The 13,016-nt window shown below is 63.7% G+C and carries 6 protein-coding genes and 1 pseudogene; 5 read left to right on the top strand and 2 right to left on the bottom strand.

All coding sequences use genetic code 11. The annotated features are described in order from the left end of the window. The first annotated feature begins 9 nt into the window (after positions 1-9). A complete protein-coding gene (locus BMIN_RS01200; protein ID WP_022861847.1) occupies positions 10-1,374 on the top strand; it encodes a PFL family protein in 1,365 nt (454 codons plus the stop codon). A 93-nt stretch (positions 1,375-1,467) separates the two neighbouring features. On the opposite strand, the gene BMIN_RS01195 is transcribed toward BMIN_RS01200, so the two are convergent. Continuing rightward, on the bottom strand, positions 1,468-2,067 hold the full coding sequence (locus BMIN_RS01195; protein WP_081648092.1) for a tRNA (cytidine(34)-2'-O)-methyltransferase: 600 nt from the start codon (positions 2,065-2,067) through the stop codon (positions 1,468-1,470). 621 nt (positions 2,068-2,688) lie between these two features. Between BMIN_RS01195 and BMIN_RS01190 the strand changes: the two genes are divergently transcribed. The 4 genes from BMIN_RS01190 to BMIN_RS01175 all read left to right on the top strand — a co-directional run bounded on the left by BMIN_RS01190 (position 2,689) and on the right by BMIN_RS01175 (position 12,299). Continuing rightward, a complete protein-coding gene (locus BMIN_RS01190; protein ID WP_033395815.1) occupies positions 2,689-3,558 on the top strand; it encodes an HhH-GPD family protein in 870 nt (289 codons plus the stop codon). Between the two features lie 100 nt (positions 3,559-3,658). Then, positions 3,659-4,378: a hypothetical protein gene (locus tag BMIN_RS01185; RefSeq protein ID WP_026647642.1), complete on the top strand. Its 720-nt coding sequence runs from the start codon at positions 3,659-3,661 to the stop codon at positions 4,376-4,378. A gap of 251 nt (positions 4,379-4,629) precedes the next feature. Continuing rightward, positions 4,630-8,196: a DNA-directed RNA polymerase subunit beta gene (gene rpoB / locus BMIN_RS01180; RefSeq protein WP_022861851.1), complete on the top strand. Its 3,567-nt coding sequence runs from the start codon at positions 4,630-4,632 to the stop codon at positions 8,194-8,196. Between the two features lie 95 nt (positions 8,197-8,291). Then, positions 8,292-12,299 (top strand): DNA-directed RNA polymerase subunit beta', encoded by a 4,008-nt coding sequence (locus BMIN_RS01175; RefSeq protein WP_022861852.1) that lies wholly within the window; start codon positions 8,292-8,294, stop codon positions 12,297-12,299. 506 nt (positions 12,300-12,805) lie between these two features. Here BMIN_RS01175 and BMIN_RS01170 read toward each other — a convergent pair. Next, positions 12,806-13,016, bottom strand: a pseudogene (locus tag BMIN_RS01170) (transposase); the annotation flags it as partial.

The raw sequence follows: 13,016 nt of genomic DNA, 5'->3' as shown, positions 1-13,016 counted from the left end.
GAGGCAATCATGCTGAATATCATGGAGGTCCACGAGACCAACCAGATGATCGAGCAGGAGCGGCTCGACGTCCGCACCATCACGATGGGGATCAGCCTTCTCGACTGCGTTGCGGGGACGGTGGACGAGGTGTGCTCGAACATCTACCGCAAAATCGTCGACAAGGCGCATGACCTGGTCGCCACGGGCGAGGCCATCGAGCGCGAGTACGGCATCCCGATCGTCAACAAGCGCATCACCGTGACGCCGGTGTCGCTTGTCGGTGCGGGCGCATGCCGGTCCTCCGAGGACTTCGTGCGCATCGCCCATACGCTTGATCGTGCGGCCAAGGAGGTCGGAGTCGATCTCATCGGCGGTTATTCGGCTCTGGTGTCGAAGGCGATGACGCCCGCCGAGGAGCGTCTGATCCGCTCGCTTCCCCAGGCGCTGTCGGAAACGGATATCGTGTGCTCGTCCGTGAACGTGGGATCGACCAAAACCGGCATCGACATGAACTCCGTCGAGCTCCTCGGCCACATCATCAAGGACATCGCCTATGCCACGCGGGACAACGACAGCTATGGCTGCGTCAAGTTCGTGGCGTTCTGCAACGCGCCCGACGACAACCCCTTCATGGCGGGAGGCTTCCATGGCGTGACCGAAGGCGACGCGGTGATCAACGTGGGGGTCTCCGGCCCCGGCGTCGTCTCCCGGGCGCTGGACGCCGCCGTCGGCAGGGATTTCGAGTTCCTGTGCGAAACGATCAAACGCACGGCCTTCAAAATCACGCGCGTCGGCCAGCTCGTCGCCCAGGAGGCGGCTCGTCGGCTCGGCGTGCCCTTCGGCATCATCGATCTGTCCCTTGCCCCCACTCCGGCGCAGGGGGACTCGGTCGGCGAGGTGCTCGAGAAGATCGGTCTTGCGCAGGTCGGGGCTCCCGGAACCACCGCGGCCCTGGCCATGCTCAACGATCAGGTCAAGAAGGGCGGCATCATGGCGTCCTCGTATGTCGGCGGGCTGTCCGGCGCCTTCATCCCCGTCTCCGAGGATCAGGTGATGATCGACGCGGCCAGCGCGGGATGCCTGACCATCGAGAAGCTTGAGGCGATGACCTGCGTGTGCTCGGTCGGTCTGGATATGATCGCCATTCCCGGCGAGACCAGCGCGTCCACCATCTCCGGCATCATCGCCGACGAGGCCGCCATCGGCATGGTCAACCAGAAGACCACCGCGGTTCGCGTGATTCCCGTCTATGGCAAAGGCGTGGGCGAGTCGGCGGAGTTCGGGGGGCTGATGGGCCACGCGCCGATCATCCCCGTCAACCAGACCAGCTGCGAGGCCTTCGTCACGCGCGGCGGACGGATACCCGCGCCCATCCACAGCTTCAAGAACTGACGGCTTTCCTGTCCTGGCTCTTTCCGGTCCCGGCCTATTCCGGTTCTGGTCCATTTCCGACCCGCTTGTCCGGGCGCGATCGTGTCGAACGGTCTATCTCCCGCCGGCGAAGTTCAGCTGACGCCATGCCTCGTAGACCGCGATCGACGCGCAGTTGGTGAGATTGAGGCTGCGCAGGCTGGGGCGCATGGGGAGTCGGACCTGCCGATACACGTGGGGTCCCGTCATGATGTCCATCGGGTCGGGGATGTCGCCGGGCTCCGGGCCGAACAGCAGGATGTCGGTGGGTCGGTAGTCGACGTCGGTGTACAGCGTGGTGGCGTTGGCGGTGAAGGCGATGATGCGCGAGTCCGGCATCGACCGCACCAGATCGTCGAAGTCGGGATGAAGTACCACATGCGCCATGTCATGGTAGTCCAATCCGGCCCGGCGCAGCTTGGTGTCGTGCAGATTGAACCCCAGCGGCTCGATCAGATGCAGGATCGTTCCGGTTACCGCGCACAGGCGTATGGCTGAGCCCGTGTTTCCGGGGATTCGTGGCGAGTAGTAGCACAGGTGCGGCGTCTGGGTCTCCGTCTGTGCGGCGTCCTCGGCGCTGAGCATGGCATCGACGACGCTGATGGGGTTCCCATGGCTGTCGGTCACCAGCTCGTCCGGGCCATAGGTGGATTTGCGATACCCGTATTCGTACATTCCCTCGGGAACGTCGCGGCGTTGGGCCCACGAATGGCCGGAACCCACGCCGGAGGTCGTGTCGCCGGGGGTCGTGTCGTTGGGTATGCCGTCAACCATATGAATGGTCCTTTCTCCCGCGCTTTCATGGCGGTTGTGGAAATCCGTCGGTCCGAACGGCGCGTCCCGCTCCACCGGACGTGGTCCCGTCTCGTTGTTGCGCCGTGCGCCGTGTCGCGGCGCGGGCGCGTCCGGAATCCGAGCATAATTGCCGGCATACCCGCGGGGGGACTCGCCGCGGCGGACGGTGATGTGGTCGGGCGGACGGTGATGCGGACGGGCGGATGGCCGACCGTCATGCGTGCGAGCGCCGTCGCGCGGGGATGGATGTTCGCGCGGGGATGGACGTTTTTCGGGACTCGCTTCGTCGACGCTTCGCCCAGCGGAAAGAAACATCGCTCGTCGACCGACGTGCGGCCGTTGATGCCGCACAATAGGGGAGTGTCATATTCTCGTTCCCTTCCCCGGCAGAGTTCCCCCGAGAGTTCTCCTGAGAGTTCCCCTGGCGGTTCCACGCCATCGCATCCCATCGCATGCGATTCTCCGTCGCGTCGTGACGCGTCGTGGCGTCAACGGCATCTGATGCCCGCGCTTCATGAATGGTGGGACGCGAACGCACGTGACCTTCCCTGGCGTTTCGGGCGCACGACTCCATGGGGCATCCTTCTTTCCGAGGTGATGAGTCAGCAGACTCCGATGAGTCGTGTGGCGCCCTATTGGGTCGAATGGATGCGCACGTGGCCCGACCCCCGGGCGCTGTCCGAGGCTTCCGTGGCGGAGGTGATCACCGCGTGGGGACGGTTGGGGTATCCGCGCCGCGCGATCCGGTTGCGTGAGTGCGCGACCCAGGTGTGCGAGCGGTTCGGAGGAGTCGTTCCGGACGACTACGACGATCTCGTGTCCCTTCCCGGCATCGGCGATTACACGGCGTCCGCGGTGGTGAGCTTCGCGTACGGACGGCGGGTCGCCGTGAAGGACACCAACATCCGTCGTGTTCTCTCCCGCATCGTCGACGGGACCGAATCGCTCGGCGGATCGGCCACGTCGCGGGACCGCGAGCTGGCCGACGCCATGCTTCCGCGCGATGCCCATGACAGCGTCGTGTGGAACCAGGCGGTGATGGAGCTCGGCGCCGTGGTGTGCACGGCGCGAACGCCTGGCTGCTCGGATTGTCCGGTCTCGGCGTACTGCGCCTTCCTCGCGGCGGGACGCCCGGGTCTGGGGGAGCGCAGGACCAGACCCCGGCAGCGATTCGAGGGGACGGACAGGCAGGTGCGTGGTCTCATCCTCGATGCTCTTCGCTCCCGACCTGCCGACAGTCCGGGGCTCTCCCGGGCTTCGGTGCGGGGATTGTGGCATGACCCGGTGCAGGTGGATTCCTGCGTTGCGTCCCTGGACGAGGATGGTCTGGTCGAGATCATGCCGGACGGCTCGATCCGCCTTCCGCGGTGAGTCGGGGCCGTGGCTTGTGACTATCGTCCATGCGGGCCGACCTCGGTGGGATGGCCGCGCGGATGTGAAGAACGATCACGCATAGCCTACACTCGGAGGCATGGCGACCCGTAAGCCCACCTTCGCAGCCCCCCGCGCCCGTGCGGCGTCCGGTAAGGGCGGTTCATCACGACCGCGGGGCTCGTCCACGGGTCGTTCGGCGCGGTCGGCGCGTTCCGGACGATCCATGGACCCGCGTCGTCGACGCGTCTATCGTCGTCGTCGAATCGTTGTGGGTGTCGCGTTGATCCTGATCCTGGCTTTGCTGGTTTTCAGCGTCGTCAGCCTGACGAAGGGCGTCGCGGCGTTGATAGGGGTCGTCAAGGACTCCGACGTCACGATCTCGCGTTCCGAGGTTCCGTCCCCGCATGCGTCCAGCTCGACCGCGGACTGCGCGTCCGGCGACGTCGACCTTTCGTTGACGGCGAAGTCCCAGACGCTCGCGGTGGGCGGATCGGTGGATTTCATCGTTTCGGCGACGCATACCGGATCCCGCAACTGCCTGATCGACATGTCATCCTCCGCGCAGGTCCTCACCATCACGTCGGGCAATGACGTCGTGTGGTCCTCGGCGGTCTGCCCGGCCGATTCCAATTACCTGCTCATGGCACAGGGGGACAAGTCGGATATGACCATCACGTGGAACGCGGATCGCACCGGGTCCACGTGCGTGGAGGACTCGCAGCTTCCCCGCGTGGACAAGGGGACGTACGTCGCCAAGGTTGTCATGAAGGACGATTCGAAAGTCGCCAGCGATCCCGTATCCGTCGCGGTCGAGTAGCCCGTCCGATCCATGCACGGGATTGCGCGTCCCGACATGATCGGTTGCGCGTCGTCGTCGGTTGCTTCCCCGGCGCTGTCTCTTGCGTGCCGTCGTCCGCCGTGGTATGGTTGATGCTTTGCATGAGGTATGTCATATTGCGGGCATGCTGAGGGGTCAGTGTCCGCGCGGACGGCATATGGCGGTCGTCGGCTGTGGCCTGTTCCCTAAGGATTGGTATCCAACAACAACCGAGCGATAAGGAACGTCCATTGGCTGCCATTAAGGCTGAGACGAGTACCACTACCACCGCACGGGCCGACGAGCACGACATCGCCTTGCACAAGGCGTCGGACCGCGTCAATTTCGGTTCCATCAGGGAACCCATCGATGTCCCCTACCTGTTGGGGGTTCAGACCGACAGCTTCGATTGGCTGATCGGCAATGATCGCTGGAAGGCGAGGGTCGCCGAGGATGAGGAGAACGGGACCCATACCGTTCCCCATGTGTCGGGACTGGAGGAGGTCTTCCAGGAGATCTCCCCGATCGAGAACTTCGCCCAGACGATGAGCCTGACGTTCTCCGATCCGTACTTCGAGGAGCCGCGTCACACGGTCCAGGAGTGCAAGGAGAAGGACTACACCTATTCCGCGCCCCTGTACGTCAACGCGGAGTTCGAGAACGGCGAGACCGGCGAGATCAAGAGCCAGACCGTGTTCATGGGCGACTTCCCCCTGCAGACGCCGCATGGAACGTTCATCATCGGCGGCACCGAGAGGGTTATCGTCTCGCAGCTCGTCCGCTCCCCGGGCGTGTATTTCGATCGGTCCTCGGACCGCACCTCCGACAAAGAGGTCTTCGGCGCGAAGATCATCCCCAGCCGTGGGGCGTGGCTGGAGTTCGAAATCGACAAGCGTGATGTCCTCGGCGTTCGCGTGGACCGCAAGCGCAAGCAGTCGGCCATCGTCTTCCTCATGGCCATCGGCATGACGAAGGACGAGATAGCCGAGGCCTTCAAGGGGTATCCGCTCGTTCTCGACGCGCTCTCCAAGGAGACGGGCATCACCACGCAGGATGAGGCGCTGTCCGATCTGTACAAGAAGATCCGTCCCGCCGACTCGCCCAGCGCCGAGGCCGGACGCAACCTGCTGGATTCCTTCTACTTCAACACCAAACGCTACGACCTCGCGCGCGTCGGCCGCTACAAGATCAACCGCAAGCTGGGTCTGATGACCGACTATGAGAACCGCAGCCTCAACCGCGATGACATAGTGGCGACCATCAAGTATCTGGTGTCGCTGCACAGCGGCGAGACCTCCTTCCCCGGACGCCGCGACGGCAAGGACATCGAGCTCCGCGTCGACGTCGACGACATCGACCATTTCGGCAACCGTCGCATCCGTCAGGTCGGCGAGCTGATCCAGAACCAGCTGCGCACGGGACTGAGCCGTATGGAGCGCGTCGTGCGCGAGCGCATGACGACCCAGGACGCCGAGGCGATCACCCCGCAGTCCCTGATCAACATCCGCCCGGTGAACGCGACCATCAAGGAGTTCTTCGGGACCTCCCAGCTGAGCCAGTTCATGGACCAGAACAACCCGCTGGCCGGCGTGACCAACAAGCGCCGCCTGTCGGCCCTGGGCCCCGGCGGCCTGTCCCGCGACCGCGCCTCGATGGAGGTCCGCGACGTGCACCCGTCCCACTTCGGACGCATGTGCCCGATCGAATCCCCTGAGGGACCGAACATCGGACTCATCGGATCGCTCGCGACCTTCGGCCGCATCAATCCCTTCGGATTCATCGAGACGCCGTACCGCAAGGTCGAGAACGGCCATGTCACGGATGACGTCGTGTACATGACCGCCGATCAGGAGACCGAGCACGTCATCGCCCAGGCCAATCAGGAGCTGGACGAGAACAACGACTTCGTGTCCAAGGAAGCCCTTGTGCGTGACGCCGCCGGAGAGGCGGAGGACGTTCCCGTCGATCAGGTCGACTTCATGGACGTCTCCCCGCGGCAGATGGTCTCCGTAGGCGCATCGCTGATCCCGTTCCTCGAGCACGATGAGGGACACCGTGCGCTGATGGGAACCAACATGCAGCGTCAGGCGGTCCCGCTCGTCAAGTCCGAGCGTCCGCTTGTGGGAACCGGCTCCGAATGGCGTTCGGCCGTGGATTCGGGTGATGTGATCCTGGCTCAGAAGCCGGGCGTGGTCACCTACGTCTCCGGCGACATCATCCGCGTCATGAACGATGACGGAACGCAGTCCAGCTACCGGCTGGCCAAGTTCCAGCGGTCCAACCAGACGACCTGCTACAACCAGGTGCCGCTGATCAAGGATGGAGAGCGCGTGGAGGAGGGGACCGTCCTCGCCGATGGTCCCGCCACCGAAAAGGGCGAGATGGCGCTGGGCAAGAATCTGCTCGTCGCCTTCATGCCGTGGAACGGCTACAACTACGAGGACGCGGTCATCATCTCCCAGCGCCTCGTCCAGGACGACACCCTGTCGTCCATCCATATCGAGGAGTACGAGATCGACGCGCGCGACACCAAGCTGGGCGCCGAGGAGATCACCCGTGATCTTCCCAACGTCGGCGAGGACGCGGTGGCGAACCTTGACGAGCGCGGCATCATCCGCATCGGCGCCGAGGTCGAGGCCGGAGACATTCTGGTGGGCAAGGTCACGCCGAAGGGCGAGACCGAGCTCACCCCCGAGGAGCGGCTGCTCCGCGCGATCTTCGGAGAGAAAAGCCGCGAGGTCCGTGACACCTCCCTGCGTGTTCCCCATGGGGAGACCGGAACGGTTATCTCCGTCAAGGAGATCACCCGGGAGGACGCCGAGGAGGATGGCGACGAGCTGCCGAACGGCGTGAACCAGATGATCCGCGTCTACATCGCGCAGCACCGCAAGATCACGCAGGGCGACAAGCTCTCCGGACGCCATGGCAACAAGGGCGTCATCTCGCGCATTCTTCCCGAGGAGGACATGCCCTTCCTCGAGGACGGAACGCCGGTGGACATCATGCTCAACCCGTTGGGCGTACCCTCTCGAATGAATCTGGGACAGGTCCTGGAGCTCCATCTTGGGTGGATCGCCCACGCCGGATGGGACATCAGCCTCGACCCCGATCTCAAGGCGGCATGGAAGAAGTACGTTCCCGCAGGCGCCGAGAAGGGCGTGCCCGGAACCCCGGTGGCCACGCCGGTGTTCGATGGCGTGCGTCCCGACGTTCTCAGCGGGCTGCTCAAGAACACCCTTCCGGATCGAGACGGCAACAAGCTCGTCGGCGAGGACGGGAAGGCCAGGCTGTTCGACGGCCGGACCGGAGAGCCGTTCCCCAAGCCGATCTCCGTGGGATACATGTACATGCTCAAGCTCCACCATCTGGTGGACGACAAGATCCATGCGCGTTCCACGGGTCCGTATTCGATGATCACCCAGCAGCCTCTGGGAGGAAAGGCCCAGTTCGGCGGTCAGCGCTTCGGAGAGATGGAGGTGTGGGCCCTTGAGGCCTATGGTGCCGCCTACACTCTGCACGAGATGATGACCACGAAGTCCGACGACGTCGATGGGCGCGTGCGGGCCTACGGCGCGATCGTCAAGGGCGAGAACCTGCCGCCGGCGGGAATCCCCGAGTCCTTCAAGGTGCTTCTCAAGGAGATGCAGTCGCTCTCCCTGAACGTCGAGGTGCTGAGCGCCGATGGAAGCACGATCGACATGAAGGCCGATGACGACGACCCCGTGTCCTCCTCGAACGATCTGGGCTTCAACATCGGGGCGCGCCCCGATGCCGCGGCCAAGGAGGACCAAGTGGTGGACGAACCGGAGTACCGCTGAGTCTCGAAGCGTGACGGGACGAGACCCGTCACGCGTCCCGAGATAACCGAATCCATTTCCGTGAGCACACAATTTTCACAGACAGGACAAGCAGAGTGCTGGACGTCAACGCATTTGACAAACTGAGGATCGGACTGGCGACCGCCGAGGACATCCGCAATTGGAGTTTCGGCGAGGTCAAGAAGCCTGAAACGATCAACTATAGAACTTTGAAGCCCGAGAAGGACGGTCTGTTCGGCGAGCAGATCTTCGGGCCCACCCGCGATTGGGAATGCGCCTGCGGCAAATACAAGCGCGTGCGATTCAAGGGCATCGTGTGCGAGCGCTGCGGCGTGGAGGTCACGCGCAGCCGCGTCCGCCGCGAGCGTATGGGCCACATCGAGCTCGCCGCTCCCGTGACGCACATCTGGTTCTTCAAGGGCGTGCCGAGCCGTCTGGGATATCTTCTCGATATCCCGCCGAAGGACCTTGAGAAGGTCATCTACTTCGCGGCGTACATGGTCACATCCGTCGACGAGGAGAAGCGCCATGCCGATCTTCCCGATCTGGAGGCCGAGCATGAGCGTGAGGTCACTGCGATGACCCAGCGCCGCGACCTCGAGATCGAGGCGCGCGCAAAGAAGGCCGAGGAGGATCTCGCCCAGCTCGAATCGGAGGGCGAGGTCAAGGCCAGCGTCAAATCCAAGCTGCGCAATGGCGCGGATCGCGAGATGGCGGCCATCCGTCAGCGCTACGATGACCAGATCGCGCGGATGAACACGGTCTTCGGCCGCTTCAAGGAGCTCAAGCCGGGCGACATGGAGTCCGACGTGGATCTGTGGCGCGAGATGATGGACAAGTACGGCGAGTACTTCGACGGGTGCATGGGCGCCGAGGCGATCAAGAAGCGTCTTCAGGACTTCGACCTTCAGGGCGAGTCCGAGAAGCTCCGCGACGAGGTCGTCACCGGAACGGGCCAGCGCAAGACGCGTGCCCTCAAGCGCCTGAAGGTCATCAACGCCTTCCTGACCACGGGGAACAAGCCCGAGGCCATGGTTCTCGACGTGGTTCCGGTGATCCCCCCGGATCTGCGACCGATGGTCCAGCTGGATGGCGGACGTTTCGCGACGTCCGACCTCAATGACCTCTATCGCCGTGTCATCAACCGCAACAACCGGTTGAAGAGGCTTATCGAGCTGGGCGCGCCGGAGATCATGCTCAACAACGAGAAGCGCATGCTTCAGGAGGCCGTCGACTCGTTGTTCGACAACGGCCGCCGCGGTCGTCCGGTGACGGGCGCGTCGAACCGTCCCCTCAAGTCGCTGTCCGACATGCTCAAGGGCAAGCAGGGCCGTTTCCGCCAGAACCTGCTCGGCAAGCGCGTCGACTACTCGGGCCGTTCGGTCATCGTGGTCGGCCCCTCGCTGCGCATGCATCAGTGCGGTCTTCCCAAGCCGATGGCCCTCGAGCTTTTCAAGCCCTTCGTCATCAAGAGGCTGGTGGACCTCAACTACGCGCAGAACATGAAAAGCGCCAAGCGTCTGGTCGATCGCGCGGACTCCGCGGTCTGGGGCGTCCTCGAGGAGGTCATCTCCGAGCACCCCGTGCTGCTCAACCGCGCTCCCACACTGCATCGTCTGGGGATCCAGGCCTTCGAGCCGATCCTCGTCGAAGGCAAGGCCATCCATCTTCCGCCGCTGGCCTGCGCCGCGTTCAACGCCGACTTCGATGGCGACCAGATGGCCGTCCATCTTCCGCTGAGCGCCGAGGCCCAGGCCGAGGCGAGGTCGTTGATGATGGCGTCGGACAACATCCTGAAGCCCGCCGACGGCCACACCGTCACGATGCCCTCCCAGGACATGATTCTGGGTCTGTACTATCTGACGACCGTCGTTGATGGAACCAAGGGACAGGGACGGGTGTTCTCATCCATGGCCGAGGCCGCAATGGCCCTCGACCGTCATGAGATCGACATGCAGTCCAAGGTCCTGATCCGGCTTCCATCCGATTTCATCCTGCCCACGAACTGGGAGCCGTCCGAACTCAAGGCCGTCGACCCGGAGCCCGGAAGCCCCGACGTCGTCAAGGAGGAGCGTCTCTCCGACGGTTCCGTGTTGTTCGCCACGTCGTATGGCCGGATGCTGTTCAACGGCACGCTGCCCACCGACTACCCGTTCATCAACGAGCAGGTCGCGAAGGGCCGCCTGTCGAAGATCGTCGACGACATAGCCGCCCGCTATCCGGTGGCCCAGGTCGCCGCGACGCTGGACGCGCTGAAGGATCTCGGATTCACCCGCGCGCCATGGTCGGGCGTGACGATGGCCTTCTCGGACATCATTGCGCCGCCCAACCGCAAGGAGATCGTGGCGGGGTACGAGGATCAGGCCGCCGAGGTCAACACCCGCTACGACATGGGTATGCTCACGGACGAGGAGCGCCGCCAGGAGCTCATCAACCTGTGGACCGAATGCACCGACAAGGTCGCGGACGCCATGCGCGAGAACTTCCATGATGACAACAACGTGAACATCATGGTCCAGTCCGGAGCGCGTGGAAACTGGATGCAGATCCGTCAGATCGCCGGTATGCGTGGACTGGTGGCCAACCCGAAGGGCGAGATCATCCCCCGTCCCGTGAAGTCGAACTACCGCGACGGCCTGTCCGTTCTGGAGTACTTCATCTCCCAGCACGGCGCGCGCAAGGGACTGGCCGACACCGCACTGAGAACCGCGGAGTCGGGATATCTGACCCGTCGTCTTGTGGATGTGGCCCAGGAGGTCATCGTCCGTGAGGAGGACTGCGGAACGACGCAGGGGTTGTGGATGCCGGTTGCCGACCATGACGAGAACGGCGATCTGGTACTCGTCAAGGCCGCCGATGGTGGTCCCTACTCACGACTGCTGGCTCAGGATGTCCTTGATCCCTCCGATGGAAAGACCGTTCTGTACAAGGCCGGCGACGCGCTGTCGATGGACGTCCTCAAGGATATGGTCGCGCATGGAGTCGAAAAGGTCTGCGCTCGGTCGGTCCTGACCTGCGAATCGACGCGCGGCGTGTGCGCGAAGTGCTACGGCTGGTCCTTGGCGACCAACCGCCTGGTGGATGTCGGCGAGGCCGTGGGAATCGTGGCCGCGCAGTCCATCGGCGAGCCCGGAACCCAGCTGACGCTGCGCTCCTTCCACTCGGGCGGCGTCGCGTCGGCCTCCGACATCACCCAGGGTCTTCCCCGTGTGACGGAGCTTTTCGAGGCGCGCACGCCGAAGGGCGAGGCCCCGTTCGCGGAGTTCGACGGAACGATCAAGGTCGAGGATTCGGATCGCGGCCGCACCATAACGGTTCTGCCCGACGACGACCGCAACGCCGAAAGCGTGTTCAAGGTCACGCGTCGCGCTCCGATGCTGGTCAAGGACGGCGACCATGTGTCCAGCGGCACGCAGCTCATCGAGGGATCCGTGGATCCCAAGAAGATCCTGCGCGTCCAGGGCATCCGCGCCGCCGAGATCAACATCGTCACCGAGGTGCACAACGTGTACCGTTCGCAGGGCGTGGACATCCATGACAAGCACATCGAGGTTATCGTGCGTCAGATGCTGCGCAGGGTCACGGTCAACGACGCAGGGGACACCAGCCTGCTTCCCGGAGAGCTGGTCGATCGCGCGAAGTACCGCGAGGCCAACAGGGCGGTGGTCGAGTCCGGTGGACATCCCGCGACCGGGCGTCCGGTGCTTATGGGAATCACGAAGGCTTCCCTGGCCACCGATTCGTGGCTGTCGGCCGCGTCCTTCCAGGAGACCACCCGCGTTCTCACCGATGCCGCACTCAACCAGCGTGACGACGATCTCAAGGGTCTTAAGGAGAACGTCATCATCGGCAAGCTCATTCCTGCCGGCACAGGACTCGCCCGGTACCGCGACGCCGTCGTGGAGCCGGACAAAGCCATCCGCGACAGCATCTACCCGAACTTCGGTCTGGGCGAGGGAATGGACTCGATTCCAGGATTCGACGAGAACGATACCGGTGATGTGGATCTTTCCAGCATCGATTTCAGCGACTACGTGCCCGGGGACGAGGACAATCCCGATGATTTCCTCAACGATCAGGGAGGTCAGGACCACATCGTCTGATCGTGGACAATCCGGTCATGCCCGTCCGGTCATGAGTTGAACGGCCGATGAACGAGTCGCCGCGGAACCGTCGGTTCCGCGGCGACTTACGTTTTGGATCCATAGTTTTGGATTCATATCTAACGCGGGACGGTCTTGTCGGAACGGTTCATGTGGTATCACACTGATTATGAGTGAACGTTTGCGTGGACGGTTGCCTTATCCGCCGCCACCTGACAGGGGATGGTATTCGCAGGATGGCGTGTCCGCGGTCGATGACGACGACACCTCCTTCCGGGGTGACACCTCCATCCAAGCAGGCGCATCCATTCAGGCCGGCGCATCCATCCACGGTGGGGACGAAGGCGGTGGCGGTGGCGGAGCCGCCGTCGGTGGCATGGGCTTCGAGGATGGCGCAGATAACGCGTGGAATCGGGATGGGACCGTTTTTTTCGCGGGTTTTCCCGGGGCCGGAGGTAGTGCCCGGGTTCTTGCGCACTTTGGTTCTTGCCCGCCTGTGTGGGTTTTCAGTTCGCTTCCTGTATGGTGTCCTGGAGGCGGGACATGTCCAGGTAGCGGCGTGTGGACCAGTCGTTGGCGGTGACGTATCTGATTCTGGCGGTGATGAGCATCAAGCTGATTTGCCGTCGGGGAATGCGCCCACGACACGGGTCCTTCTGCGGATCTCGCGGTTCAATCGTTCGATCATGTTGTTCGTGCGGATCCGCGGCGGTGCTC

This window comes from Bifidobacterium minimum (genome assembly GCF_000741645.1).
Lineage (GTDB): Bacteria > Actinomycetota > Actinomycetes > Actinomycetales > Bifidobacteriaceae > Bifidobacterium > Bifidobacterium minimum.
The sequence above is the reverse complement of the archived record's forward strand: the minus strand, read 5'-3'. Positions and strand labels throughout refer to the sequence as shown.

Excerpts from the sequence above, each read along its gene's own strand:
- BMIN_RS01200 (WP_022861847.1), top strand. The coding sequence starts at position 10 with ATGCTGAATATCATGGAGGTCCACGAGACCAACCAGATGATCGAGCAG.
- BMIN_RS01195 (WP_081648092.1), bottom strand. The coding sequence starts at position 2,067 with ATGTACGAATACGGGTATCGCAAATCCACCTATGGCCCGGACGAGCTG.
- BMIN_RS01190 (WP_033395815.1), top strand. The coding sequence starts at position 2,689 with ATGCCCGCGCTTCATGAATGGTGGGACGCGAACGCACGTGACCTTCCC.
- BMIN_RS01185 (WP_026647642.1), top strand. The coding sequence starts at position 3,659 with ATGGCGACCCGTAAGCCCACCTTCGCAGCCCCCCGCGCCCGTGCGGCG.